At 69.1% G+C, this 23,678-nt stretch carries 26 protein-coding genes and 1 tRNA gene; 11 read left to right on the top strand and 16 right to left on the bottom strand.

Features of this window, described 5'->3' with window-relative positions; translation table 11 throughout:
• Window positions 1–48 precede the first annotated feature (48 nt).
• The 3 genes from GGR04_RS09065 to hemA all read left to right on the top strand — a co-directional run bounded on the left by GGR04_RS09065 (window position 49) and on the right by hemA (window position 2,553).
• On the top strand, window positions 49–951 hold the full coding sequence (locus tag GGR04_RS09065; RefSeq protein WP_183199534.1) for an NAD-dependent epimerase/dehydratase family protein: 903 nt from the start codon (window positions 49–51) through the stop codon (window positions 949–951).
• Window positions 952–983: 32 nt separating this feature from the next.
• Window positions 984–1,151, top strand: a complete 168-nt coding sequence (locus GGR04_RS09060; RefSeq protein ID WP_183199533.1) for a hypothetical protein — start codon at window positions 984–986, stop codon at window positions 1,149–1,151.
• A 124-nt stretch (window positions 1,152–1,275) separates the two neighbouring features.
• Window positions 1,276–2,553 carry a 5-aminolevulinate synthase gene (hemA, locus tag GGR04_RS09055; RefSeq protein WP_183199671.1) on the top strand — a complete coding sequence of 426 codons (1,278 nt, stop codon included), beginning with the start codon at window positions 1,276–1,278 and terminating at the stop codon, window positions 2,551–2,553.
• Between the two features lie 60 nt (window positions 2,554–2,613).
• On the opposite strand, the gene GGR04_RS09050 is transcribed toward hemA, so the two are convergent.
• From GGR04_RS09050 to GGR04_RS09035, 4 genes are all read right to left on the bottom strand, one after another.
• Window positions 2,614–3,735 (bottom strand): AbrB family protein, encoded by a 1,122-nt coding sequence (locus GGR04_RS09050; protein WP_183199532.1) that lies wholly within the window; start codon window positions 3,733–3,735, stop codon window positions 2,614–2,616.
• Window positions 3,732–4,901: a pyridoxal phosphate-dependent aminotransferase gene (locus GGR04_RS09045; RefSeq protein ID WP_183199531.1), complete on the bottom strand. Its 1,170-nt coding sequence runs from the start codon at window positions 4,899–4,901 to the stop codon at window positions 3,732–3,734. The genes GGR04_RS09050 and GGR04_RS09045 overlap by 4 nt, the downstream gene beginning before the upstream one ends.
• 124 nt (window positions 4,902–5,025) lie before the next feature.
• Window positions 5,026–5,481: a large conductance mechanosensitive channel protein MscL gene (gene mscL, locus GGR04_RS09040; RefSeq protein WP_183199530.1), complete on the bottom strand. Its 456-nt coding sequence runs from the start codon at window positions 5,479–5,481 to the stop codon at window positions 5,026–5,028.
• Window positions 5,482–5,576: 95 nt separating this feature from the next.
• Complete coding sequence (locus GGR04_RS09035; RefSeq protein WP_183199529.1) at window positions 5,577–6,014, bottom strand: secondary thiamine-phosphate synthase enzyme YjbQ; 438 nt, start codon at window positions 6,012–6,014, stop codon at window positions 5,577–5,579.
• A 98-nt stretch (window positions 6,015–6,112) separates the two neighbouring features.
• Here GGR04_RS09035 and GGR04_RS09030 point away from each other — a divergent pair, with 98 nt between their 5' ends.
• Genes GGR04_RS09030 through GGR04_RS09020 form a run of 3 tightly spaced genes read left to right on the top strand, consistent with a single transcriptional unit; the run spans window position 6,113 to window position 8,611 of the window.
• Window positions 6,113–7,111, top strand: coding sequence for an alpha/beta hydrolase (locus GGR04_RS09030; protein WP_183199528.1), 999 nt, complete (start codon window positions 6,113–6,115; stop codon window positions 7,109–7,111).
• 31 nt (window positions 7,112–7,142) lie between these two features.
• Entirely contained in the window at window positions 7,143–7,496 is a 354-nt protein-coding gene (locus GGR04_RS09025) for a DUF952 domain-containing protein (RefSeq protein WP_183199527.1), read from the top strand.
• Window positions 7,493–8,611 (top strand): quinone-dependent dihydroorotate dehydrogenase, encoded by a 1,119-nt coding sequence (locus GGR04_RS09020; RefSeq protein WP_183199526.1) that lies wholly within the window; start codon window positions 7,493–7,495, stop codon window positions 8,609–8,611. The genes GGR04_RS09025 and GGR04_RS09020 overlap by 4 nt, the downstream gene beginning before the upstream one ends.
• A 32-nt stretch (window positions 8,612–8,643) precedes the next feature.
• Here GGR04_RS09020 and GGR04_RS09015 read toward each other — a convergent pair whose 3' ends face one another.
• Window positions 8,644–10,098 carry an MATE family efflux transporter gene (locus tag GGR04_RS09015; RefSeq protein WP_312857430.1) on the bottom strand — a complete coding sequence of 485 codons (1,455 nt, stop codon included), beginning with the start codon at window positions 10,096–10,098 and terminating at the stop codon, window positions 8,644–8,646.
• Between the two features lie 18 nt (window positions 10,099–10,116).
• On the opposite strand from GGR04_RS09015, the gene GGR04_RS09010 reads away from it, so the two are divergent.
• Window positions 10,117–11,016 (top strand): histone deacetylase family protein, encoded by a 900-nt coding sequence (locus GGR04_RS09010; protein ID WP_183199525.1) that lies wholly within the window; start codon window positions 10,117–10,119, stop codon window positions 11,014–11,016.
• A 7-nt stretch (window positions 11,017–11,023) separates the two neighbouring features.
• Here GGR04_RS09010 and GGR04_RS09005 read toward each other — a convergent pair whose 3' ends face one another.
• The 4 genes from GGR04_RS09005 to GGR04_RS08990 all read right to left on the bottom strand — a co-directional run bounded on the left by GGR04_RS09005 (window position 11,024) and on the right by GGR04_RS08990 (window position 15,013).
• Window positions 11,024–11,293 carry a DUF6460 domain-containing protein gene (locus tag GGR04_RS09005; protein WP_183199524.1) on the bottom strand — a complete coding sequence of 90 codons (270 nt, stop codon included), beginning with the start codon at window positions 11,291–11,293 and terminating at the stop codon, window positions 11,024–11,026.
• Between the two features lie 105 nt (window positions 11,294–11,398).
• Window positions 11,399–13,060: a cisplatin damage response ATP-dependent DNA ligase gene (locus tag GGR04_RS09000; RefSeq protein ID WP_183199523.1), complete on the bottom strand. Its 1,662-nt coding sequence runs from the start codon at window positions 13,058–13,060 to the stop codon at window positions 11,399–11,401.
• An 87-nt stretch (window positions 13,061–13,147) separates the two neighbouring features.
• Window positions 13,148–13,960 carry an exonuclease domain-containing protein gene (locus tag GGR04_RS08995; RefSeq protein ID WP_183199522.1) on the bottom strand — a complete coding sequence of 271 codons (813 nt, stop codon included), beginning with the start codon at window positions 13,958–13,960 and terminating at the stop codon, window positions 13,148–13,150.
• Between the two features lie 63 nt (window positions 13,961–14,023).
• Entirely contained in the window at window positions 14,024–15,013 is a 990-nt protein-coding gene (locus GGR04_RS08990) for a hypothetical protein (RefSeq protein ID WP_210291717.1), read from the bottom strand.
• 189 nt (window positions 15,014–15,202) lie between these two features.
• Here GGR04_RS08990 and GGR04_RS08985 point away from each other — a divergent pair, with 189 nt between their 5' ends.
• The 4 genes from GGR04_RS08985 to GGR04_RS08970 all read left to right on the top strand — a co-directional run bounded on the left by GGR04_RS08985 (window position 15,203) and on the right by GGR04_RS08970 (window position 17,555).
• Window positions 15,203–16,174, top strand: a complete 972-nt coding sequence (locus GGR04_RS08985; RefSeq protein WP_183199520.1) for an NAD(P)H-dependent flavin oxidoreductase — start codon at window positions 15,203–15,205, stop codon at window positions 16,172–16,174.
• Window positions 16,175–16,297: 123 nt separating this feature from the next.
• Window positions 16,298–16,373, top strand: a tRNA-Thr gene (locus GGR04_RS08980).
• Window positions 16,374–16,493: 120 nt separating this feature from the next.
• The gene (locus tag GGR04_RS08975) at window positions 16,494–16,796 is read left to right on the top strand and encodes a hypothetical protein (RefSeq protein WP_183199519.1); all 303 of its coding nucleotides are present in this window, start codon (window positions 16,494–16,496) and stop codon (window positions 16,794–16,796) included.
• Between the two features lie 186 nt (window positions 16,797–16,982).
• Window positions 16,983–17,555, top strand: coding sequence for a transglycosylase SLT domain-containing protein (locus GGR04_RS08970; RefSeq protein WP_183199518.1), 573 nt, complete (start codon window positions 16,983–16,985; stop codon window positions 17,553–17,555).
• Between the two features lie 3 nt (window positions 17,556–17,558).
• Here the strand turns inward: GGR04_RS08970 and GGR04_RS08965 are convergent, their stop codons facing one another.
• The 7 genes from GGR04_RS08965 to GGR04_RS08935 form a co-directional block, all read right to left on the bottom strand.
• Entirely contained in the window at window positions 17,559–18,257 is a 699-nt protein-coding gene (locus GGR04_RS08965) for a trypsin-like serine peptidase (RefSeq protein ID WP_183199517.1), read from the bottom strand.
• 126 nt (window positions 18,258–18,383) lie between these two features.
• Window positions 18,384–19,391, bottom strand: coding sequence for an acyltransferase family protein (locus GGR04_RS08960; RefSeq protein WP_183199516.1), 1,008 nt, complete (start codon window positions 19,389–19,391; stop codon window positions 18,384–18,386).
• 61 nt (window positions 19,392–19,452) lie between these two features.
• On the bottom strand, window positions 19,453–19,614 hold the full coding sequence (locus tag GGR04_RS08955) for a hypothetical protein (protein WP_183199515.1): 162 nt from the start codon (window positions 19,612–19,614) through the stop codon (window positions 19,453–19,455).
• 14 nt (window positions 19,615–19,628) lie between these two features.
• The gene (locus GGR04_RS08950) at window positions 19,629–20,675 is read right to left on the bottom strand and encodes a sulfate/molybdate ABC transporter ATP-binding protein (RefSeq protein WP_183199514.1); all 1,047 of its coding nucleotides are present in this window, start codon (window positions 20,673–20,675) and stop codon (window positions 19,629–19,631) included.
• Between the two features lie 11 nt (window positions 20,676–20,686).
• Window positions 20,687–21,601, bottom strand: coding sequence for a sulfate ABC transporter permease subunit CysW (gene cysW, locus GGR04_RS08945; protein ID WP_376769847.1), 915 nt, complete (start codon window positions 21,599–21,601; stop codon window positions 20,687–20,689).
• Window positions 21,585–22,475 carry a sulfate ABC transporter permease subunit CysT gene (gene cysT, locus GGR04_RS08940; protein WP_183199512.1) on the bottom strand — a complete coding sequence of 297 codons (891 nt, stop codon included), beginning with the start codon at window positions 22,473–22,475 and terminating at the stop codon, window positions 21,585–21,587. The genes cysW and cysT overlap by 17 nt, the downstream gene beginning before the upstream one ends.
• Window positions 22,476–22,597: 122 nt before the next feature.
• Window positions 22,598–23,620, bottom strand: coding sequence for a sulfate ABC transporter substrate-binding protein (locus tag GGR04_RS08935; protein ID WP_183199669.1), 1,023 nt, complete (start codon window positions 23,618–23,620; stop codon window positions 22,598–22,600).
• Window positions 23,621–23,678 lie beyond the last annotated feature (58 nt).

The raw sequence follows: 23,678 nt of genomic DNA, 5'->3' as shown, positions 1-23,678 counted from the left end.
AAGAACGCCGCCGGGGCAAGCGCCGGCGCAGCGAGGACCAGTCGACCCATGCGCATTCTCGTCTCCGGCGCAGCCGGCTTCGTCGGCCGAACGCTCGTTCCCACCCTCCAAGCGCGCGGCCACGAGGTCGTGCCGCTGCGCCGGGGCGAAGGCGGCGTGCCGGCAGATCTCGCCGAGATCGGTGCCTGGACGGGCTGGCCGACCGGGATCGACGCGGTGGTGCATCTGGCCGCGCTCAACCCGCAACGGGGCGAGCGCGCGGCCGATGACGACGCCGCGCTGATGCGCGCCAACGGCGCGGGCACGAAGGCGCTGGCCGCGCGCGCGGCTCGCGAAGGCGTCGGGTGCTTCGTCTTCGCCTCCACCAATCTCGTGCACGCGCCGAGCACGGCTCCGGTCGACGAGGACGCAAGGCTCGCGCCGCAGAACGCCTATGCCGCCTCGAAGCGCGCGGGCGAAGAGGGCCTTCGACAGGCGCTGGCGGGCACGCCGACGCACGCCGTGGTGCTGCGCCTGCCGCCGGTCTACGGGCCGGGCGGGCGCGGCGGGCTGGCGATGGTGCTCAAGCTCGCGCGCAGCCCGCTGCCCCTGCCCTTCGCGCGATCCTCGGCCCGGCGCTCGCTCCTCTCGGTCGCCAACGCCGCGGATGCCCTCGCGATCGCCGTCGAGCACGAGACGCTGGCGGGCACGTTTCTCGTCGCGGACGGCCCGCCGTGGCGGATCGGCGATCTCGTCGCCTACGTTCGCCAGCTGAAAGGGCGCTCGCCGCGGCTGGTCGGCGCGCCGCTGCCGCTGCTGCGGGCCGCCGCCGGCGCCCTCGGTCAGCGCGCCACGTTCGATCGGCTGTTCGCCGACTTCGTGATGGACGACCGGCGCTTCCGTGCGGCCACCGGCTGGCATCCCCCGCAAAGCGTCGAGACGGCGCTGCGAGAAACGGTGCGAACGCCTTGAACCCGCCTGCGTCCCTTCGGTATCCTGCTGCGATGAGCGACCACGCGCCGATCGACCCCGCCAAGCTGCAGCGCCAGAAACGTCTGGAAGAGACGCTGAAGGAGAACCTGAAGCGCCGCAAGCAGCAGGCGCGCGCCCGCTCGGACGCCCCACCCGTCGCCCCGGCCAACGAGGTGCCCGCCGGCGAAGACGAACGTTGAAGGCCGCGAGCCATGCAGTCTCCGCAAGGCAGGCGCAGCAGGCTCGCCGCAGGCTTGGACATTCTGTCCGTGGACTTTGGAAACGCTCGATCTTAGAACGCTTCTCACGAAGGAGTTCTGGATGATCGACTATCAATCCCACTTCGAGTCCGCGATCGAAGCGCTGCATGCCGAGCGTCGCTACCGCGTCTTCGCCGAGCTCGAACGGATCGCCGGCCGCTTTCCTGCCGCGCTCTGGCACCATGACGGCGGAACGCGCGAGATCACCGTCTGGTGCTCGAACGACTATCTCGGCATGGGCCAGCACCCGTCCGTCATCTCGGCGATGACCGAGACTGCGCAGGGCATGGGCTCGGGCGCCGGCGGCACGCGCAACATCTCCGGCACGCACCATCCGATCGTCGCGCTGGAGCGCGAGCTCGCCGATCTCCACGGTAAGGAAGCCGCGCTCGTCTTCACGTCCGGCTTCGTGTCCAACGAGGCGTCGATCTCGACCATCGCCAAGCTGCTGCCGGACTGCCTGATCCTCTCGGACGAGCTGAACCACGCTTCGATGATCGAGGGCGTGCGCAAGTCCGGCTGCCGCAAGCAGGTGTTCCGGCACAACGATCTCGGCCATCTCGAAGAGCTGCTGAAGGCCGCCGACCCCGCGCGGCCGAAGCTGATCGTCTTCGAGAGCGTCTATTCGATGGACGGCGACATCGCGCCGATCGCCGAAATCTGCGATCTCGCCGAGCGCTACAACGCGATGACCTATATCGACGAGGTGCACGCGGTCGGCATGTACGGCGCGCGCGGCGGCGGCATCAGCGAGCGCGACGGCGTGGCGCATCGGCTCGACGTGATCGAGGGTACGCTGGCCAAGGCCTTCGGGGTTCTCGGCGGCTACATCGCGGGCTCGCGGGCGCTGGTCGACTCCGTGCGCTCCTACGCGCCGGGCTTCATCTTCACCACCGCGCTGCCGCCGGCGCTCGCCGCCGCGGCGGTCGCCTCGATCCGCCACCTCAAGGCCTCCGGCACCGAGCGCGAAGGCCAGCAGCGACAGGCCGCGCAGGCCAAGCGTGCCTTCGCGGTCGCCGATCTGCCGGTGATGGCGTCCGACACGCATATCGTGCCGATCCTCGTGGGCGATGCCGAGCTCTGCAAGAAAGCCAGTGACCGGCTGCTCGAAGTTCACGGCATCTACATCCAGCCGATCAACTACCCCACCGTGCCGCGCGGCACCGAGCGGCTGCGCGTGACGCCGACGCCGCTCCACGACGACGCGCTGATCGCGGCACTGACGGCGGCGCTGGTCGAGACCTGGAACGCCGTGGGAATTCCCTTCGCCAGCGAACAGCAGCCCGCCGAGACGCAGCGCGAGCGCACGCCTGCGCTTCTGGTGGCGCAGGCCGGCGGCTGATCGCCTTTACGGCGATCGGGATGAGGCACGAGGGCCGGACGTCGTCCGGCCCTTTTTCGTTCAGCGCGGCGGATCGCCGTCCTCGGTATCGCGCGCCGCTTCCGCCGGGGCCCCCTGCCGGGCGACGATGCTGGCATTGCTGACGGTGCGCGGCAGGCGCCGCGCCAGCACCGGCACGAGCAGGGCGAGCGCGACGAAGCGCACGACGTGGTGGGCCGCGACATAGGCGGGATCGAGATCGAACTGAAAGGCCAGCACCGTCAGCGCCTCCAGCGCGCCCGGCGCGTAGGCCAGCGCGATCTTGCCGAAGGAGATGCCAAGAAGGGCCAGCGCCGCCAGCCCGGCCAAGCCCGACAGCACGATGCCGATCGCGAAGGCGCCGAGCGAGGCCGGCAGCAGTTCCACCATGGCGCGCCGATCCTCGCGCCGCAGCCGGCCGCCGATGGTGCAGCCGAGCACCACGAGCGCGGGAATGGCGATCCATTGCGGAATGGCGACGGGCGCGATCTCGGTGCCGTGCAGCAGCGCGCTGCCGATGAGCGCTCCGAGGATCAGCCCGCCGGGCACGCGCGAGCGGATGCCGATCCACGCGAAGGCGAGGCAGACGCCGACCAGCGCCGCATATTGCCAGGGCGCGCCCACGATGCCGCCGCGAAGGCCGGTCTGCAGCGCCTCGCCGCCCTCCAGCCAGCCGAGAAGTGGCGTGAGGACGCCGATGAGGAGCAGGAGGCGCGTCGATTGAACCACGATGATGCGGGTCATGTCGGCCCGCGTCTCGGTGGCGGCCGCCAGCACGAAGGACATGGCGCCCGGCAGCGACGCGAAGAGCGCGGTCTCGCGGTCCCAGCCGAAGACGCGCTGCAGGAAGAGATTGGTGGCGACCACCACGCCAGCGACGCCGATCATCTGGATGGCGAAGGACAGCGGCCAGAGCGTCAGCTGGTTCACCACGTCCGGCGTGACGCCGGATCCCGCCTGAATGCCGAGCACGAAGAACGTCGCGTCGCGCACCCGCGCGGGAATGTGGATCGGCACGCCCGCGAGGCTCGCGGCCGCCACGGCGACGGTGGCGCCGAGCAGCCAGGCGACCGGCAGGTCCACGAAGGCCGCAAGCGCGCCGCCAGCGCCGCCAAGCACAAGCGTCAGAGCCAGACGACCGAGGGAAGCGACGGCCGGCTTCACCCCTGGCGCCCGATCCAGTCCGCGATGCGCCGGGCGGCCTCCTCCACCTCGTCCAGCCGCCGGTGGAAGCAGGCGCGCAGGTAGCGCCCCGTCGTCGGCGCGAAGGCGGTGCCGGGCGCGAGGCCGACGCCGGCCTCGTCCACCAGCCGGAAGGCCGCGGCATAGCCGTCCTCGATCCCGTCGATCGCGAAGAAGGCGTAGAACGCGCCTTCGGGCCGGGAGATCTGCACCCGGTTGGTGGCGAGGAGGATGTTGCAGAAGATGTCGCGCGCCTTGTGCGCCCGCGCGATCTGCTCTTCCACGAAGGCCTCGCCGCCCTCGACCGCCGCCACCGCGCCGCGCTGCATGAAGGCCGCGACGCCGGAATTCGAATACTGAATGAGGTTCTCGATGAGATTGCCGAAGCTCTCCGGCGCCTCGATCCAGCCGATCCGCCAGCCGGTCATCGCCCAGTTCTTCGAGAAGGAATTGATGAAGATCAGCGGATCGCCGTCCTGCATCTCGTCGTGGAACGACGGCGCGCGGGCGCCTGCATAGTAGAAGCGGGAGTAGATCTCGTCGGCGATCACGAAGATGCCGCGCTCGCGCGCCAGTTCGAGGATCGCCGCGATGGTGGCCCGGTCGGCGGTCCAGCCGGTGGGGTTGTTCGGCGTGTTGACGAAGATCGCCTTGGTGCGCGGGGTGACGGCGGCGCGCAGCCGGTCGAGATCGAGGCTCCAGCCGGCCTCGCCGAACTCCAGCGAGACCTCGACGGGCGTCGCGCCCGACAGCCCGGCGGCGGCCGCGAAATTGGGCCAAAGCGGCGCGACGAAGAGGATCTCGTCGCCCTCTCCCACCAGCGCGGACACCACCGTCTGGATCGCATGCATGCCCGATCCCGTGACGAAGATCCGCTCGGCGCTCGTCTCGCGGCCGTAGAGCCGCGTCGTATAGTCGGCCAGCGCACCGCGCAGCTCGGGAATGCCGCGCTGCCAGGTGTAGAAGGTCTCGCCGCGCTTCAGCCCCTCGGCGGCGGCATCCGCGATGAAGGCGGGCGTCGGCAGGTCGCCCTCGCCCGCCCAGAGCGGGATCAACCCTTCGCGCAGGCGGCCGTGGTTGATCACGGCGACGATGCCGCTTTCCGGCGCTGCGAGGGCGCCGGGACGAAGTCGATGCAGATGGCTCATCCCTAGGGGTCTCACAGATCGTTCGCGCCGCCGACGATCCGGTGGCCAATGACGCTCCGACTCGATCTTTCAAAGGCGTGCGTCAACCCCTCGCGGACGATGCATGACGATCGGCGAGGCGCCGTCAGAAGTCGGTGCCGGGCACCTGACCGGGCCGCGCGGTGCCGCCCTTGGCAAGGAGATCGCGGATCTCTTCGAGGAGCTTTTCCTCGCGCGGCACGTCCTTGGCCTCGGGGGGCTTGGCCTCCTCCTTGCGCTTCAGGCGGTTCATGCCCTTCACCACCATGAAGAGGACGAAAGCGACGATGAGGAAGTTGATGAGCAGCGTGAGGAAGTTGCCGTAGGCCAGGACCGGACCCTGCTCGCGCGCCTGCGCCAGCGTCGCCGCGGTGACGCCCCCGCCGAGGCCGACGAACTTGTTGGTGAAGTCGACGCCGCCGGTGGCGAGCCCGACGATCGGCATGATGAGATCGGCGACGATCGAATTGACGAGCCCCGAGAAGGCGGCGCCGATGATGATGCCGATCGCGAGATCGACCATGTTGCCCTTGAGGGCGAATTCCCGGAATTCCTTCAGCATGGATCTCGCTCTCCTCGCCCCGTCGCATCGTCACGACGGCGTGAGGATGCCGCCGCTTCACACGCGCCGCAACCAGCACGAGCGCGCGCCACGCCTCAATCGCGTGCCGTCCCCAGGTAATGCAGCACGACGTCGCGCACATGGCGCCGGGAGCGATGCTCCACGACGTAGAGCCCCTGCCAGGTCCCGAGCACCATGCGCCCGCCCTCCACGGGAATCGACAGGCTGGTGTCGGTGAGTGCGGTCTTCACGTGCGCCGGCATGTCGTCCGGTCCCTCGATCGTGTGGATGTAGGGAGCGTCGGCCGGCGCGAGCCGGTCGAGGGTGTCGAGAAGATCGACCCGCACGTCCGGGTCGGCGTTCTCCTGGATCGTGAGCGAGGCCGAGGTGTGCCGGATGAAGACGGTGAGCAGCCCGTCGCGGGCGCCCTGTCGCCGCAGCACGTCGGCAACAGTGGAGGTGATCTCGCGCATCTCGCGCCCGCGCGTCTCGATCGAGAGCCGCTCGAGGAACTGGCGGTCGGGTGTCTGCATGTCGCTCTCCGGTTCGGCGCGCAAGGCGGCTTCGCTGCGCCGCGCGTGCTGCTACAATGCGCCGAACGCCGAGAGCGTTCACGAAAGAGACCTACCCGATGCCGACCCCCGACGCCTTCGGGCCCGACGACCCGGAACTCGCCGCCATGAACGCCGAGATCGCCGCCTTCCAGGCCGCTCGCCCCTCGCCCTGGAGCCTGCCGCTCGACGTCGTGCGCCAAGCCCGCCGCGAGGGCCGCGGCGTCTTCCCGGCGCTGGTGCCCGATCCCGCGGCGTGCGAGAGCCTTCTGCGTGGGCGCGGCGGGCATTCCATTCCGCTGCGCGTCCTGCGGCCCACGTGCCGGCCCGAGCGCGGCACCTATCTGCATTTCCACGGCGGCGGCTGGGTGTTCGGCGAAGCCGTCGAGAACGACCCGCGCCTGCGGGCGCTCGCGGAGGCGACGGGCCTCGCGGTGGTGTCGGTCGATTATCGCCTCGCACCCGAGCATCCCTTTCCGGCCGGACCGGACGATTGCGAGGATGCCGCGCTCGCGCTCGCCGCCGGGAGAATCGACGATCTGCCCACCGGCTTCCTGGCGATCGGCGGCGAATCGGCGGGCGCGCATCTGGCCGCCGTCACGCTCCTGCGTCTGCGCGACCGGCACGGACTGACCCCCTTCGCGGGCGCCAATCTCGTGGCCGGCTGCTTCGACCTGTCGATGACCCCAAGCGTACGCCGCTTCGGCGGAGAGCGGTTGATCCTGAACACCGGCGACGTCGAGGCCTTCGCCACGCGCTTCGTGCCGCCCGAGTTCGACCGGCGCGACCCCGCCGTCTCGCCGCTCTACGCGGATCTAACCGGCCTGCCGCCCGCACTTTTTACGGTGGGAACGCGCGATCTGCTGCTGGACGACACGCTGTTCATGGCCTCCCGCTGGCAGGCGGCGGGGAACGGGACGACGCTCTCGGTCTGGCCCGGCGGATGCCATGTGTTCCAGGCCTTCGCCTCGCGGGCCGCCGATGCGTCGATGGGCGAGATGAACCGCTTTCTCGCCGCGAGCTGCGACGCCCATGCGACACGTTCGGCCGCAGCGCCCGCGGCGGCGCCGCGAGATTGATTTTCGCGTCCGTCTCTGGCACGCGAATCCCATGGTTTCACACGCTCCCATCTACAAATTGACGCCGCGCGCGGATTGGCTCGAAGCCGAGGCGACGGGCCGCTTCGAGGGGGCGCCGGTCGATCTCGCCGACGGCTTCATCCATCTCTCGACCGGCGCCCAGCTGCGCGAGACGGCGCGGCGCCATTTCGCTGGCGTCGTACCGCTCGTCATGGTGGCCGTCGATCCGGCGCCCCTGGGCGAGGCGCTGCGCTGGGAGCCCTCGCGCGGCGGCGACCTCTTTCCGCATCTCTACGCCCCCCTGCCGCTCGATGCCGTGCTCTATGTCGAGGACATTCCGGTGGATGCGGACGGCGCGCATGTGTTTCCTGCGAGCGTTCGATGAGCCGGCTCTACCGGGCGGCCCGCCCGCTGCTCTTCAAGCTCGACGCCGAGCGCGCGCACTGGCTCTCGGTCGAGGCGTTGAAGCGCGGGCTGGTGTCGCGCCGCGACATTCCGCTCGATCCGCGTCTGAGGGTGAGCGTGGCCGGCCTCACCTTTCCCAATCCGCTCGGGCTCGCCGCAGGTTACGACAAGAACGCCGAGGTGCCCGATGCGGCGCTGCGGCTCGGCTTCGGCTTCGTGGAGATCGGCACCGTCACGCCCCTGCCACAGGAGGGCAACGCCAAGCCGCGGGTCTTCCGGCTGCCGGAATCCTTCGCCGTCATCAACCGGCTGGGCTTCAACAACGAGGGCCATGCCGAGGTCGCCGAGCGGCTGGAGGCACGGGCGCGCAAGGCCGGCATCGTCGGCATCAATGTCGGCGCCAACAAGGATTCGACCGACCGGGTGGACGACTACGTCACCGGCATCCATCGCTTCGAGGCGCTCGGCAGCTACCTGACGATCAACATCTCGTCGCCCAACACGCCGGGCCTGCGCAACCTGCAGAAGGGCTCGGACCTCGACGACCTGCTGAAGCACGCCGTCGCCGCGCGCGACGGCGCCGCCGCGATCGCCGCGACGGAGCGCAAGCCGCTGTTCCTCAAGGTCGCGCCCGACCTGTCGCTCGACGACGTCGCCGCGATTTCGGAGACGGCACTAAAGCGCGGCGTCGACGGGCTGATCGTCTCCAACACGACGCTCTCGCGCCATGGCGTCGAGGGCCGGCGCAACGCCGACGAGCAGGGCGGCCTGTCGGGCCGGCCGCTCTACACGCGCTCGTCCTATGCCGTGGCCGCCTTCCGCCGGGCGCTCGGGCCGGACTTCCCGATCATCGGCGTCGGCGGCGTGGAGAGCGCGCGCACGGCGCTCGGCAAGATGGAGGCGGGCGCCGATCTCGTGCAGCTCTACACTGCGCTCGTGTATTCCGGGCCGGAGCTGCCGATCCGCATCCTCGACGGCATGAGCCGCTATCTCGACAAGTCCGGCGCCGACACGATCCGCGAGATCCGCGACACGAAGGTGGACGAGATCCTCGACCGCGAGCCGCCGCTCGGCTGGGAGGTCGCGCGCGCCTGACCGCCCGACAATCCAGATGAAGCGACTGGGCTTCATACCGGAGACGGCGGACGAGATGGTGCGAACTCGCTGTCTCGCCGGGCGGGGGTCATCGCCAACAGGAAAAGACCGCGCGCGCCAAGAAACAAAGTCAGCGCTGCCCACAGCCCATGATTGCCGAGGATCGGCACCAGCAGATAGGCCGCCGCGACGAAGACCGCGACGGAGGCAAGCATCATGTTGCGCATCGTGCGAGACCACGTGGCGCCGATGAACACCCCGTCCATGACAAAGGCGAGGGCCCCCGCCAGCGTCGCCGCCGCCGTCCACGCGACGAAGGGCGCCGCGCCCTCGCGCAGCGTCTCGTCGGTAGTGAGAAGCCCGACGAAACCGGGACCGCCTGCGAAAAGCAGCAGGCCGATGGCCGCTGCAAACGCGATGCCCCAACCGATCGAGAGCTTCAGCGCCCGGTCGAAGGCGGGGCGCCAGAAGGCCCCGACCGCGCGCCCCACCAGTTGCTCGGAGGCCGTCGCCAAACCGTCGAGGAAGTAGGAGCCGGTCATCAGCAGGTTGAGAAGGATGCCGTTCACCGCAAGCGTCACCGCACCGAGCCCGGCCCCGAAGCGGGTGAACAGCGCGTAGGTGCCGACGAGGCAGAAGGAGCGGATCATGATATCGCCGTTCAGCGCCAGCATGCGAGTAAAGCCCGCGCGACGCAGGATGTCGGCCCGCCCGACGCTCGGACGCCGCCGAAAATCCGCGACGACCAACATCAGCCCGAGCACCGCGCCGATCGCCTCGCCGGCCACGGCACCGAAGGCGACGCCGCGCACGCCCCCGCCGAGCACGAGGCCGAACATGATGGCGAAGCCGATATTGCCGAGATTGATGGCGATCTGCAGGCCGAGCCCACGCCCCGAGCGGCCGAGCCCCAGGAGATGGCCGAGCAGCACGTAGTTCACGAGGGCGAAGGGCGCCGCGAGAAGGCGGATCTCGACATAGGCGCGCATCGCCGCGGCCACCGGCGGCTCCGGCGCGATGGCGAGAAGCCCGAGCGCGATCACCGCCGGCGCCGCGACGACAAGCGCGAGGCCGATCAGCCCGGCGAGCACGAGCGCCCGCCAGAAGACCGCGACGATCTCACGCTCGTCGGCTTCGCCCAGCGCCTGCGCCGTCAGGCCGGTGGTGCCCGCGCGCAGGAAGTTGAAGCTGGCGAAGGCGACATCGAAGACGATGGCGCCCACCACGAGGCCGCCAAGCGCCGCCGCATCGCCCATGCGCCCGACCACGGCCGTGTCGACGATGCCGATGAGCGGCGTCGTCAGGAAGGCCAGCGTCATCGGCAGGGCGATCCGCCAGATCTCGGCATGCGTCACGTCGAAGGGGCGCGCGATCCGGGCCGTGTCCTGCACCTGCATTGCCGATCTCGACTCACGCTCGGTTGTTCCCGATACGTTCTTGCCACCGACCGCCGCGACATTCAAGCCGTTGCCGGTTCGCCGCGCCATGCCCTATTTCCTGCCGGCATGGCCCTTCCCCTCGTCCACCATTCCGCCTTCGACGCGCAGTTCAGCGCCGCGCACCGGTTTCCCATGTCGAAATTCACGCGGCTGGCCGAGATCCTGGTGGCGGACGGGCTGGTGCCACATGGCTTTCACGTGCCTGCGCCGGCGCTCGTCGGCTGGCTGGAGCTGGCCCACGACCCGCGCTACGTCGAGGCCGTGCTGACCCAGACGGTGGAGGCCGCGACGGAGAAGGCGATCGGCTTTGCCGTCGACGATCGCGTCGCCATGCGCTCTCGCTGCGCCACCGGCGGCACGCTTCTCGCGGCGCGCCTCGCGCTCGACGGCGGCATCGCCTGCAACACGGCGGGCGGCAGCCACCATGCGTCCCGCGAAGGCGGCGCCGGCTTCTCGGTGTTCAACGACGTCGGCGTGGCCGCGAGCGTGCTGCTGGCCGATGGCGACGTCGGCCGCGTCCTCGTGTTCGACTGCGACGTCCACCAGGGCGACGGCACGGCGCGGATCTTCGCCGACGATCCGCTCGTCTTCACGCTGTCGATGCACGGCGAGAACAACTACCCGACCGAAAAGGCGCGCTCCGATCTCGACGTGCCCCTGCCCGACCGGATGGAGGACGCCGCCTATCTCGCCCTCCTGCCCGCGCTTCTCGAAGAGGCGCACCGCGCGGCGCGGCCGGACGTCGTGTTCTACAATGCCGGCGTCGATCCGCATGCGGACGATCGCCTCGGTCGGCTTTCGCTGACCAACGAGGGGCTCGCCGAGCGCGACAGGCGGGTCATCGGCTTCTTTCGCGAGCGCGGCATCCCGGTGGTCGGCGTGATCGGCGGCGGCTATTCGCGCGACATCGAGACCCTGGCACGGCGCCATTCCATCCTGCACCGCACCGCCGCCGAGTTCGTCTGATCGGCGGTCAGCCGCGCGAGGACTTCAACAGCCGCGACAGGAAGAAGATGGGCACCACGATCACGGCGCCGAGAATGAAATAGTCGAGCGCGCGGTTGAGCGAGCCGAAGACGCTGAACCAGGCCCAGCGGACGAGATCGACAGCGCCGTCGATCAGCTCGGCGGGTCGAATGTCGAGCCACGACAGAAGCACGCCGACGAGCAGCGAGATGACGACGAGGCGCACGGCCACCGACAGCGGCGACCCGCCCAGAAAACTCGAGACCCGACCGGACATCCGCATCCTTTCCGACGTTCGACGGACCCGAGTTAGGACGGCGATCCCGGCGACACAAGGGCGGAGGATCGCCGAGGCCGGGCTCGCGACAGCCTCGGGCCCGGCTCAGCCGAGCATCGCCTGCAGCGTTTCCAGCCGGTCCGCCTCGAAGGCCGGCTTGTCCCAGCGAAGGCGCGAGACCCGCGGAAAGCGCATCGCGACGCCCGACTTGTGCCGCGTCGAGCGCGCCAGCCCCTCGAACGCCACCTCCAGCACCAGCCCGTGGTCCGGTTCGGCGCGCACCGAGCGCACCGGCCCGAAGCGCTCGGTGGTGTTGTCGCGCACGTATTTGTCGAGCAGCTTCAGCTCCTCGTCGGTGAAGCCGAAATAGGCCTTGCCCACCGGCACCAGCTCGGGGTGATCCTCCGGCCCGGTCCAGACGCCGAACGTGTAGTCGGAATAGAAGCTCGACCGCTTGCCGTGGCCGCGCTGGGCATACATCAGCACGGCGTCGATGAGATGGGGGTCCTGCTTCCACTTGAACCACGGGCCCTTCGGCCGACCGGGCACGTAGGTCGAATCCCAGCGCTTGAGCATCAGGCCCTCGATCACCGGATGCGGCGGCTCGCGGCGAAAGGCGGCGAGGTCCTTGAACCCTTCGAACGCGACGAAGGGCGAGATGTCGAAGCGTGTCGGCTCCAGATGCGCGACGAACGCGTCGAGCCGTTGGCGCCTTTCCCGAAAAGGCAGCGTGCGCAGGTCCTCCGCGCCGTCCTGCAGCAGGTCGTAGGTGCGCATAAAGACCGGATGCTTCTTCATGACGGCCGCCGACACCGCCTTGCGGTTGAGCCGCTGCTGCAGGTCGGAGAAGGTGCCGACCACGATGTCGTCTCGCGGCGGCCCCTCATGCGCGGCCACCTTCGGCGCCCCTTTGGCCGAGGACGGCCGGGCCACCAGAAGCTCGCCGTCGAGCGAACCCTCGAAGGTCATGACATCGAGAAGGTCGGGGAAGGCGCCGGAAATGTCGTCGCCGGTGCGCGAATAGAGCCGCCGCACGCCGCGCTCCACCGTCGCCTGCACGCGGATGCCGTCCCACTTCCATTCGGCGGCGTAGTCGGCGGCGGTGATGCGGCCGTAGTCGGGCTCCTCCAGCGGCTGCGACAGCATCACCGGACGAAACGGCGAGGCGGCGGCCGAGACCGGCTTCTCCGCGCGGCCCTCCAGCCAGGCGAAGAGCATCTCGTAGGGCGGCGAGAGCCCGTGCCAGAGCTCTTCGATGCCGGTGATGTCGGTCTCGCCAAAATCGGCCAGCGCCTGCTTGGCGAGGCGCGACGAGACGCCGATGCGAAGCCCCCCCGTCACCAGCTTCAGAAGCGCGTAGCGGCCGGAGGAATCCAGCCGGTCGAGCCACTCCTCCACCAACCTAGGCCCTTCCGCCCGCGTCGCGGCGTCGAGTTCCGTCACCACGTCGGCGAGCGTCGGAACGTCGTTGCGCCCGCGCGCCTCGCCGTCGTGCGGCGAGGGCCAGACGAGCGCGATCGTCTCGGCGAGGTCGCCGACATAGTCGTAGGAATAGCCGAACAGCACCTCGTCCATGCGCTCGACCATGAGAGCGCGCAGCATGGCCGGCTTCACCGAGCGGATGTCGAGCCCGCCGGTGATCGCCGCCAGCGCATAGCCGCGCTCGGGATCGGGCACGGCGCGGAAATAGTCCGCCATCAGCTTGAGCTTGCCGTTGCGCGACGGCGTCAGCACGAGGCGGTCGAGAAGTTCGGCGAAACGCTGCACGAGATCCCAGCCCTGCGATCGCCCGCCCCCATCGGCGGACCCGCTCGCAGATAGGGGCCAGGCGGCGGCGAACCAGCGGCCAGCCCGTCAGACCGTCGCGGGCATCGGCCGGGCGATGGCGTCGATCTGGCGCTGGGTGCGCCGTTCGAGATGATGGCGGGCCGTGTAGAGGGCGTCGACGTCCATGTCCGGTTCGCGCACCAGCCATTCGAGATAGTCGGTCGGCACGTCGCGGATCGGCACGCCCTTGTGCTTGCCGAAGCGAAGCCGGGCGAGCAGCGCCGGCTCGTTGGACACGCGTTCTGCGCGCGCCAGGAAATCCGCGAGATCGGCGCATCGCGGCATCAATTCGGCCGCCGTGCGGCGCAGGAGCACCGCGGTGCAGAGCGCGTCGAACAAAGCGCGGTGCGGGTGCAGCCCGGCGAGATCGGGCGCGACGTCCGAAAGGTCGAGCGGCACGTATTTCACGAGGGATTGCAGCCCGTGCGCCCGCACCTCGGGAAAGGCGCGCAGCGCCAGCTTGTAGGTGCAGAGCCAGGTGCCGGCGAGCCGCAGCCTGGACCGATCGAAGCTCGCGCGCTGCGCGGCGAAGAGGCGCGACGTCGCGAACGGCCGGACGGCCTCGGCGAAGGGCGGCGCCCCCTCCAGCATCTCGTCGCTGATCTTGTGCACACGGCGGGCGTGCGGGTTGATCTCGACCCCGCCGGGGCTGGCGAGGCTCTGCATCGGATTGAAGATCCGACCCGTCGCGAGATCGAGATCCACCGATCCGATCTCGATCACCGCATCGTCCTCCAGCCGATGGCCGGCCGTTTCCGTGTCGATGACGCGGACGACCGATTCGGGGACGACGGGGAACAATTGGGGGGCGACCGGCGCGGCAGGGAAAAGCTCGTTCATCTCAGGCGAAGATCGGCGAGCGGGGCCCATCTGGCAAGGGTGCGCGCGGTGCGCCCCCTCGTCTCAGGTTCCGGAAATGGTGAGGATCGAAAAGAACGTGTCGTCCGCCGGTTGCATGCCGAGTTCGGCGCCGCCGAACAGGTGGATCTGCCCGCCCGAGCGCGTCGCGAGCCCCACGACGTTGCCGAAATTGCCGTTGCCGGCATTCAGGGGCGCCTCGAGGTCGTAGGCGCGCTCGGGCTGATCGGCGAGGAACGACCGTCCGACCGTGAGGGAGAGGCGATCGTTGAGCGGCAGAAGGCGCAGGCGCAACCGCTCCCCCGTCAGCTTCTCGATCGTCACCGACCCGTCTGCGGCGGCGGCGACGGTGCAGCGATGCGTGCCGACCGTCTTCGCGGATTCATCGAGGAAGCCGAACCATCGAAGGGTGCACTCGGCCTCGACGGGCGTGACGTTGACCGGCGCCACCAGTGCCGGCGCGTTCGCAGCGTCGGAGCCTGCCACGCTCGCAGCGACGTCCAGTGCCTGACGCGTGCCGCCATCGGTCTCGGTGCCCTCGAGCGCCGCCAGCGTGCGCGCGATCCTCGTCGGCAGGCCGATCACCGCTTCGCGGTCGCCGTCCGAGAGCGTCGAGAGAGCGGCCTCGCACTCCTCGGCGCAGCGCCCGCCGAAGGGCGCCGCGAGGTCGCCGGTCCGCGACGCCTCCCGCGCGCCGGTCGGCATCGCCTGCGCCAGTTCGAGAGCGCCGCCCACCTCGGCGCGGCCCGACGCCTTGTCGTAGGCGCAGATCACGCTGCGCGTCGCCGTGCCGCCCGGCTCGCGACCGGCGAGGACCGCCAGGCCGAAATGCGCCGAACCGAACGGATCGACCGTCGCCGTGGCTCCATCGAGAAGCGGTGCGGCCGCTGCGAGACAGCTCGTGCTCACCGCCGCTCGAAACGTCGCCCACGCCTCGTCCGAAGACGCCATCGCCGGGCCCGCGGCCAGCGTCGCCGCCAAAAGAGCGGTAGCCGCGAGGGCACGGGCGGGCATCGGACGATCGAAGGGAATCATGAGGGCGGTCCTTTCGGGAGCGAGGATCGAACGGCTACCCCGAAACTGGGGTGAGAGCGCGGCGTATCGTCCTCACCCGCTCCTTGTCGAACACACCGCCGCTCGACAAGCGCCCCCACCGCAAACCGTTGACTGCGGGTAGGCCGTCCGTGCATCTTACGTCAACGTAAAATTTCAAGGGAGACCGCGATGACCATGCCCGCCGTGATGGATCGCCGGCTGCGCCTGCCCGCGATCGCCGCTCCGCTCTTCATCATCTCGCACCCGCCGCTGGTGGTCGCGCAGGCGAAGGCCGGCATCGTCGGCTCCTTTCCCGCCCTCAACGCCCGGCCCGTGGGGCAGCTCGACGACTGGCTGGCGGAAATCGGCGAGGCGCTGGCCGCGCATGACCGAGCGCATCCGGAGAGGCCCGCGGCCCCCTTCGCGGTCAACCAGATCGTCCACAAGTCGAACACCCGGCTGGAGGCCGACCTCGCCCTCTGCGTGAAGCACAGGGTGCCCGTGGTGATCACCTCGCTCGGCGCCGTCGCCGAGGTGAACGACGCCGTGCATTCCTACGGCGGTATCGTTCTGCACGACGTCATCCACGACCGTTTCGCGCACAAGGCCATCGAAAAGGGCGCCGACGGGCTCATCGCCGTGGCAGCCGGCGCCGGCGGCCACGCGGGCACGCTTTCGCCCTTCGCGCTCGTCGCCGAGATCCGCCGCTGGTTCGACGGCCCCCTCTTCCTCTCCGGCGCCATCGCCACCGGCCGCGCGGTGCTCGCGGCGCAGGCCATGGGCGCGGACGGCGCCTATATCGGGTCGGCCTTCATCGCCACAGAGGAAGCGCGCGCTTCGGAAGGCTACAAGCAGGGCATCGTCGAGGGACAGGCGTCCGATATCGTCTACACCAGCCTCTTCACCGGTGTTCACGGCAACTACCTCAAGGCCTCCATCCTTGCCGCCGGGCTGGACCCAGAGAACCTCCCGACGGGCGATCCGAAGGCGATGAACTTCGGCGGGGACTCGGCCGCCAAGGCCTGGCGCGACATCTGGGGCTCGGGCCAGGGCATCGGCGCGGTCGACGACGTAGTGCCCGTGGCCGCGCTCGTCGATCGCCTCGTCGCGGAATACGAGGCGGCGAAGACCCGCCTCGCCCTTCCATCGCCGGCTGCCTGATCCCCCCGAACCATCCCCAGCCTCGCGCCAGCCTCGACGAAACTTCGCGGGATGAAGGCTTGAACTGCCCGACGTTTGCCGGTATCAGGACGCCATCGCTCGAACGAAACCCGTTCGAGCCGGGCCGCTTTAGCTCAGTCGGTAGAGCACATCATTCGTAATGATGGGGTCAGGTGTTCGAGTCACCTAAGCGGCACCATTTACCACTATATTGTTGGACAACCATAAGTGGCTCCGATCGTCGCCTGATGGGCTGTGCGGTCGCTCGGGGTTTTCGCCGCGGGCATCGCTGTTGCGGTCCTATTCGAAAGGACCGGGCTTGAAGGAATCTCCTGCGCCGATCGTGGCCTACCTGCTTTGCGTAGCCCTAGCGCCGATCGTTGTCGCGGGGCTGGGCGGCCGTCTTTACGGTTTCCGCAAAGAGTGGCAGATTATTATATTATCATATATATTTACTCCAATATTCTTCCTGATTATTGCTTTATCTGAAATATCCCTCTTGGGTCACGCATCGCTAGATTATATAGGCAGCATTTTTGACATTACCTATCTTCTTGCCCTCTTCGTGATTCCGCTCGGATTAACCGTGCTCCACATCCGGGATCCGCACAAAGGCAGTTGACGCGGACGGTCGTAGGCCCCTGCGAAGCGGGTCCAGTGGGGTTTGCCGGAAGCACAGATGCGATCCGTTGCCTGCCCGTGCAGAAGGGCCGAGTTCGACAGTAGTCCCGCCTTCCCCAACCGCTGGCCTGGCTGCGTAACGCATCGTTAAGCAGCGGCGCCTAGCGTTCGGCGCATGACAAGGTCCGTGCATCGCCTTCTCCCGCTCGTTGCCGTTCTGGCTCTCTCGAGTTGCGCGTCAGCGCCGAAGAACACCGCCAACACCTGCGCGATCTTCGAACAGCGCGAGGGCCTGTTCACCAACTGGCGCCGCGATGCCGAGCGCGTGTCGGCCGAGTTCGGCGTTCCCGTGCCGGTGCTGATGGCCACGATCCAAGCGGAATCGAACTTCGATCCGAAGGCCCGCCCGCCCCGGCGCTGGATCCTCGGCTTCATACCGGGCAAGCGCGCGTCGAGCGCCTATGGCTTCGCGCAGGCCCTCGACGGAACCTGGGCGGAATATCAGCGCCGGACCGGCCGTTTCGGTGCGCGCCGCGACCAGTTCGCCGATGCCGTCCACTTCATCGGCTGGTACCACGCCGACAGCCATCGCCGCACCGGGATCGACCGCACCGATGCCTACAGCCTGTATCTTGCCTATCACTCGGGCCATGCCGGCTACGAGCGCGAGGTCTGGCGAAACCGGCCGGAGGCGCTTCGCGGCGCCCGCCGAGCCCGCGACATGGCCGCTCGCTACGCGGCGCAGTTGAAGCGCTGCTGAAGCTCAGCGCCCCAATTCCTCCCGCCACGCCGACACCGGCACCGCCAGCGCGACGTCTCGATCGCCCACCCGCGCGGTGGCGACGGAAATGCCGAGCAGCCGGCCGTCGGCATCCACCATCGGCCCGCCGGAATAGCCCTGGATGATCCCGCACGACGCGGCGATCAGCCTTGCGTCCGGCGCCGCGAGCATCCGGCAGTCGGCGGCCACCGTCAGTGCGAAGGCGCGATCCCGGCCGAAGCCGGCGGCGAAGAACGCCTCGCCCGCTGTGGGCAAATCGGCGGCGAGCGGCATCGGCTCGATCGAGGTCGGTGCGGGCTCGGCAAGGTCGAGCAAGGCCCAATCGCGCGGCGCGGCCTGGAAGGTGCGCTCCCCCTCCTGCGCCGGATCCATGCGGATGCCGCGCGCGACGGTCTGGAAGGCGTAGCGCCCCCGGTCGTAGCCGAGCACGAAGTGGACGGAAGTCGGCGCCAGAAAGCGCCCGGTCGCGCGATTGAACAGGCAATGCGCCGCGGTGACCGCAAGTTGGCGCCCGACGAGCACCCCCGTGCACCGGGTGTAAGCCTCGGTGTTGACCTGCCCGACCGCCGTCCAGGGCTTCGCCGCGATATCGACGCGCTGGCGAGTGGATATCGCGGCGTCCTCCGCATCCGCAGGCCCGGCCATCGCCAGAAGCGCAAGCACCGCAGCGACAGGTCTCATCGCGATCATCCCGTCTCGTGCTCTTCGGTTCATGTGCGGGCGGCACCGGGCACCGCCGACCGCCAGCCGCCGACCGATCCCCGGCCACTCACCTGAAACCAAAATCCCGCCCATGCGGACGTCTCGTCAGGCGGCAACGGCAAGCCGTGGGCGCAACTTCATCTGCAGCAGCGGACGCTCCATCAGGTGCCACGAGAGGATCGCCAGCGGCACCGAGAAGGCGAAGGTGACGACGAGATTGGACCAGGGCGAGAGGCCGCCGACGAAGCAGAGCGCAGCGATCGGGAAGTGGTAGAGATAGAGGCCGTAGGAGATGCGGCCGGTTTCCACCAGCCACTCCACCGAGAGCGATCGGTTCAGCAGCGTCGATCGGCTGGTGACGACACCCCAGACGACCAGCGCGGCCAGAAGGTTCGAGGCGTAGAGTTCGCCCTGAACCGGGAGGAAGGCGATGGCGACGAAGCCGCAGACCGCCACCAGCAGAACGATCTTCGGGATCTGCAGCGAGGGACGCGCGCGCAGCGCGATCGACAGGATGCATCCGTAGAGCAGTCCATCGCCGCGCGCATCCAGCGAACGCCACGACCACATGCTCCCCATCGTCTCGTAGCGCACGAGCCAGACCGCGAGCACACCGGCGCCGAGGACCGCGAGCAGCGAGGTTTCCCGCTGCGTGAACGATCGAACGCCGAAATAGACGAGGGGCCAGACGAGGTAGAACTGCCACTCGGTCGCCAGCGTCCAGGTGTGGCCGAAGGCCATTGGAAAGCCGTAGCCGAGGGCCTGCGTGTAGTTCGAGACCATCGTCAGCGACGCGACGATCGAGATGAATGTGGTCTGGTCGAGCCACGGGAAGATGCCGGTAATCACCGCCAGTAGAAGACAGGCGGCGAGAAGCGCCGGATAGAGCCGAATGATGCGACGCTGGTAAAAATGGGCGAAGAACGGGGCACCCCTCGCGTGGCCCGCGGCGATGATGTCGGTGATGAGGAAACCGCTGAGGACGAAGAACAGATCGACGCCGACGCGACCCGCCTCGGGAATGGCGGCGGTGTGGTAGGTGAGGACCGCGAGGACCGCGACGCCCCGCAGCCCGTCGAGCGGGCGGAATCGCTTGTCGTCATTCCCGTGCACGCCCTGCCCTCCACCGTTTCGACGTGGATACGCGGGGGAAGCGAGACACCGCAAGCGTGGGCTACTCGGATTTGCAAGATTGCTGCGACGATCGGGCGAGCGGGAAGGGCGCGCCGTCGCCCGCTCGCCATTCCGCCGTCCTCCCGGACCGGTTCTTCAGGCACAGATCCAAGCAAAAGAGGGCGGCGATCGCCTCGTCGAGCGAGGCGATCGCCACCGACATGAGTGGCCGCGTGTTCAGGCAGCCGTGGCGCTCTGAGGGAAGAGGCGCCACCGCGTCGGACGCAATGTCACGGCTCGCCCCTGCTGCGCGTCGGCGTCGGCCGACAGTTCCACCTCGATGCGCGGCCCGCCGCCGTCGAGCTCGATCTCGGCGACGCGCGAGCGACCGGCGCGGCGTGCCCCGAAGAGCGAACCCGCCAGACCGGGCTGCCCTGTCTCGGCCAGCGCGAGGTCGTGCGGCCGCACGAACATGCGCCAGTGCCCGTCCGCCTCTTCGGTGCGGCCGAGAACGGCGCCGCGATAGGCGATCTCGCCGCCGCGCACCTCCACCGGCACCTCGTTCGACTGGCCGATGAAGGAGAAGACGAAGGGCGTCGCGGGCTCGTCGTAGATGTCGTCGCCCGAGCCCACCTGCTCGATCCTGCCCTGGCTCATCACCACGACGCGATCGGCGAGTTCCACCGCCTCCTCCTGGTCGTGCGTGACGAAGACGGTGGTGTGGCCGGTGCGCTCGTGCAGCTCGCGCAGCCAGCGTCGCAGGTCCTTGCGCACCTTGGCGTCGAGCGCGCCGAAGGGCTCGTCGAGCAGCAGCACCCGCGGCTCGATGGCAAGCGCCCGGGCCAGCGCCACGCGCTGGCGCTGGCCGCCGGAAAGCTGCTGCGGATAGCGCCCCCCGAGGCCCGGCAGTTGCACCAGCTCCAGCAGTTCCTCGGCCCGGCGCCGGATCTCGGCGCGCGCCGGACGCGTCCCGGCAGGGCGCACGGTGAGGCCGAAGCCGATATTGTCGGCCACCGTCATGTGCTTGAACAGCGCGTAATGCTGGAACACGAAGCCGACGTTGCGCTCCTGCACGCTCTTGGCGGAGGCATCCTCGTCGCCGAAGAGGATCTTGCCGGAGGTCGGGAACTCCAGCCCGGCGATCAGCCTCAGCAGGGTCGTCTTGCCCGAGCCGGAGGGTCCGAGCAGCGCGATCAACTCACCCGAGGCGATGTCGAGCGAGACGTCGTGCAGCGCGGGATAGAGGTCGAAGGTCTTGCGGATGTTGCGAACGCTGATCTTCATCGTGTCTGCTTTCAGTGTCCGCCGCGCGTCGCCTTGATGTCGCCGGAATAGCGCCATTCGAGCAGCGTCTTGAGGACGAGGGTGACGAGGGCGAGCATGGCCAGAAGCGTCGCGACGGCGAAGGCCGCCGAGAAGGCGTACTCGTTGTAGAGGATCTCGACATGGAGCGGCATGGTCGCGGTCTCGCCGCGGATCTTGCCGGAGACGACGGCGACGGCGCCGAACTCGCCCATGGCGCGGGCGTTGCACAGGAGCACGCCGTAGAGCAGCGCCCAGCGCACGTTCGGCAGCGTGACGAGGAAGAACGTCTTCCAGCCGCGCGCGCCGAGCGAGATCGCGGCCTCCTCGTCGCCGGTGCCCTGCTCCTCCATCAGCGGAATGAGCTCGCGCGCCACGAAGGGCAGCGTCACGAAGACGGTGGCGAGCACGATGCCGGGCACGGCGAAGATGATGGGAAAGCCGAGCGCCTGAACCACCCAGTGCAGGCTGCCCTGCGCCCCGAACAGGAGCACGAAGACGAGCCCCGCCACGACCGGCGAGACCGAGAACGGCAGGTCGATGAGGGTGATCAGCAGCGTCTTGCCGCGGAACTCGAACTTCGCCACCGTCCACGCCGCCGCGAGGCCGAACACGAGGTTGAGCGGCACCGAGATCGCGGCCACCGTCAACGTCAGGCGGATCGCGGCCAGCGCGTCGGGCTCACGGATCGCCTCGAAATAGGCCGACAATCCGTTGCGGAAGGCCTCGACGAAGACCGCCACGAGCGGCATGAACAGGACGAAGCCGAGAAACGCCACCGCGATCGCGATCAACGTCCACTTCACGGCGGGGCTCTCGCTCGTCGGCGAGCGGGGCTGGCGCGCGGGACGGGCGTGCTCGCCCTCGCCGGCCTTCAATGCCAGAACGGCCTCATGCACCATGGCCATACCTCCGCCGGCTCCAGGATTGGATGAGGTTGATCGCGAGCAGCATCAGGAACGAGATGATCAGCATCAGCATCGCCACCGCCGTCGCGCCGCCATAGTTGAACTCCTCCAGCCGGATGACGATGAGGAGCGGCGCGATCTCCGAGACGTAGGGGATGTTGCCGGCGATGAAGATCACCGAGCCGTATTCGCCGACCGAGCGGGCCAGCGCGAGCGCGAAGCCGGTGAGAAGCGCGGGGGCGAGCGTCGGAAGCACCACGCGGCGCACCGTCTGCCAGCGGCTGGCGCCGAGCGTCGCGGCGGCCTGCTCCCATTCGGGATCGATCTCCTCCAGCACCGGCTGAACGGTGCGGACCACGAAGGGCAACGAGACGAAGGTGAGCGCCACCACGATGCCGATCGGCGAATAGGCGATGCGCAGGCCCTCCGTCCCGAAGAGCGGCGCGAAGACGCCGCCTGACGCAAAGGCCTGACCCACCCAGCCGTTCGGCGCATAGAGCGCGGTCAGCGCGATGCCGGCGACGGCCGTGGGCAGGGCGAAGGGCAGGTCGATCGCGGCGTCCACGAGCCGGCGGCCGGGAAAGCGGTAGCGCACGAGCACCCAGGCGACGAGCAGGCCGAACACGGTGTTGATGAGCGCTGCCGCGATCGAGGCACCGAAGGAGAGCTTCAGCGCGGCGAGCACGCGGCGGTCGCCGGCGAGCGCCAGGAACTCGCCGAAGCCCAATCCGGCGGCGCGCACGGCCAGCGCCGCGAGCGGGATCAGCACGACGATGCCGAGATAGGTCAGCGTGAAGCCGAGCGCCAATCCGAAACCGGGCACGACGCTCGGCGCTCGAAAGGCAAAGGGTTGGCGCTGGGGTGGCGCAGTCATCGAGGATCCTTATGCGTCGACGCCTCTCCGATGGGGAGAGGCGCGGGCGGTCGGCCGCCGAAGGGCGGGCATGAAAGCGGCCGGCATCAGGGTGATGCCGGCCGCCGCGCGAGTGCAAGCGTTTAGTTGGCGGGTTTGTAGATCTGATCGAAGATGCCGCCGTCGCCGAAATGCTCCGGCTGGGCCTTCGCCCATCCACCGAACTGCGCGTCGTCGATGGTCACGAGCTGCACCTCGGGAAAGCGCTCGAGCAGCTTGGCGTCGGAGACGCGGGTCGGTTCGGACGGGCGATAGTAGTTCTTCGCCGCGATCGTCTGGCCCTCGTCGGAATAGAGGTAGTTCAGATAGGCGTTGGCGACTTCCGTCGTGCCCTTGGCGTCGGAATTGCCGGGCACCACGGCCACCGGCGGCTCAGCCTTCACCGAAATGGACGGCACGACGATCTCGAACTTGTCGGGACCAAGTTCCTCCAGCGCCAGGAACGCCTCGTTCTCCCAGGCCAGCAGCACGTCGCCGATGCCGCGCTGCACGAATGTCGTGGTGGAGCCGCGCGCGCCCGTGTCGAGGACGGGCACGTGACGGTAGACGTCGCCGACGAAGGCCTTCGTCTTCTCCACGTCGCCGCCATAGGCCTTGTTGGCCCAAGCCCAGGCGGCCAGATAGTTCCAGCGCGCGCCGCCGGAGGTCTTGGGGTTCGGCGTGATCACCTGGACCCCGTCCTTCACCAGATCGCCCCAGTCGGCGATCGCCTTCGGATTGCCCTTGCGCACGAGGAAGACGATCGTCGAGGTGTAGGGCGCCGAGTTGTGCGGCAGGAGCGTGCGCCAGTTGGTGGGGATCTTGCCGGTGGCCTTCGCCACCGCGTCGATGTCCGCTTCGAGCGCCAGGGTCACCACGTCGGCGTCGAGCCCGTCGATCACGGTGCGGGCCTGCGCGCCCGAGCCGCCATGCGACATACGAACGCTCACCTTGTCCTTACCCTCGGCCTGCCAGTGCTTGTCGAAGGCGGCGTTGAACTCGCGATAGAGCTCACGGGTCGGGTCGTAGGAGACGTTGAGAAGGGTCTGCGCACCGGCAGGCGCCGCGAAGGCGAAGAGGCCGAACGCCGCCAGCGCCGTGGACGCGCTTCGCAGGCGCGACGCCATCGAACGGCGAAACGAGGTCTTCGCGTGGGCTGCGATCGTCCCGGCTGTCTGCGGCATG

Source organism: Aureimonas pseudogalii (assembly GCF_014196835.1).
Taxonomy (GTDB): Bacteria; Pseudomonadota; Alphaproteobacteria; order Rhizobiales; family Rhizobiaceae; genus Aureimonas; species Aureimonas pseudogalii.
The sequence above is the reverse complement of the archived record's forward strand: the minus strand, read 5'-3'. Positions and strand labels throughout refer to the sequence as shown.

Excerpts from the sequence above, each read along its gene's own strand:
- GGR04_RS09065 (WP_183199534.1), top strand. The coding sequence starts at position 49 with ATGCGCATTCTCGTCTCCGGCGCAGCCGGCTTCGTCGGCCGAACGCTC.
- GGR04_RS09060 (WP_183199533.1), top strand. The coding sequence starts at position 984 with ATGAGCGACCACGCGCCGATCGACCCCGCCAAGCTGCAGCGCCAGAAA.
- GGR04_RS09045 (WP_183199531.1), bottom strand. The coding sequence starts at position 4,901 with ATGAGCCATCTGCATCGACTTCGTCCCGGCGCCCTCGCAGCGCCGGAA.
- mscL (WP_183199530.1), bottom strand. The coding sequence starts at position 5,481 with ATGCTGAAGGAATTCCGGGAATTCGCCCTCAAGGGCAACATGGTCGAT.
- GGR04_RS09035 (WP_183199529.1), bottom strand. The coding sequence starts at position 6,014 with ATGCAGACACCCGACCGCCAGTTCCTCGAGCGGCTCTCGATCGAGACG.
- GGR04_RS09030 (WP_183199528.1), top strand. The coding sequence starts at position 6,113 with ATGCCGACCCCCGACGCCTTCGGGCCCGACGACCCGGAACTCGCCGCC.
- GGR04_RS09025 (WP_183199527.1), top strand. The coding sequence starts at position 7,143 with ATGGTTTCACACGCTCCCATCTACAAATTGACGCCGCGCGCGGATTGG.
- GGR04_RS09020 (WP_183199526.1), top strand. The coding sequence starts at position 7,493 with ATGAGCCGGCTCTACCGGGCGGCCCGCCCGCTGCTCTTCAAGCTCGAC.
- GGR04_RS09015 (WP_312857430.1), bottom strand. The coding sequence starts at position 10,098 with ATGGCGCGGCGAACCGGCAACGGCTTGAATGTCGCGGCGGTCGGTGGC.
- GGR04_RS09010 (WP_183199525.1), top strand. The coding sequence starts at position 10,117 with ATGGCCCTTCCCCTCGTCCACCATTCCGCCTTCGACGCGCAGTTCAGC.
- GGR04_RS09005 (WP_183199524.1), bottom strand. The coding sequence starts at position 11,293 with ATGTCCGGTCGGGTCTCGAGTTTTCTGGGCGGGTCGCCGCTGTCGGTG.
- GGR04_RS08995 (WP_183199522.1), bottom strand. The coding sequence starts at position 13,960 with ATGAACGAGCTTTTCCCTGCCGCGCCGGTCGCCCCCCAATTGTTCCCC.
- GGR04_RS08990 (WP_210291717.1), bottom strand. The coding sequence starts at position 15,013 with ATGATTCCCTTCGATCGTCCGATGCCCGCCCGTGCCCTCGCGGCTACC.
- GGR04_RS08985 (WP_183199520.1), top strand. The coding sequence starts at position 15,203 with ATGACCATGCCCGCCGTGATGGATCGCCGGCTGCGCCTGCCCGCGATC.
- GGR04_RS08965 (WP_183199517.1), bottom strand. The coding sequence starts at position 18,257 with ATGAGACCTGTCGCTGCGGTGCTTGCGCTTCTGGCGATGGCCGGGCCT.
- GGR04_RS08955 (WP_183199515.1), bottom strand. The coding sequence starts at position 19,614 with ATGTCGGTGGCGATCGCCTCGCTCGACGAGGCGATCGCCGCCCTCTTT.
- GGR04_RS08950 (WP_183199514.1), bottom strand. The coding sequence starts at position 20,675 with ATGAAGATCAGCGTTCGCAACATCCGCAAGACCTTCGACCTCTATCCC.
- cysW (WP_376769847.1), bottom strand. The coding sequence starts at position 21,601 with ATGGCCATGGTGCATGAGGCCGTTCTGGCATTGAAGGCCGGCGAGGGC.
- cysT (WP_183199512.1), bottom strand. The coding sequence starts at position 22,475 with ATGACTGCGCCACCCCAGCGCCAACCCTTTGCCTTTCGAGCGCCGAGC.
- GGR04_RS08935 (WP_183199669.1), bottom strand. The coding sequence starts at position 23,620 with ATGGCGTCGCGCCTGCGAAGCGCGTCCACGGCGCTGGCGGCGTTCGGC.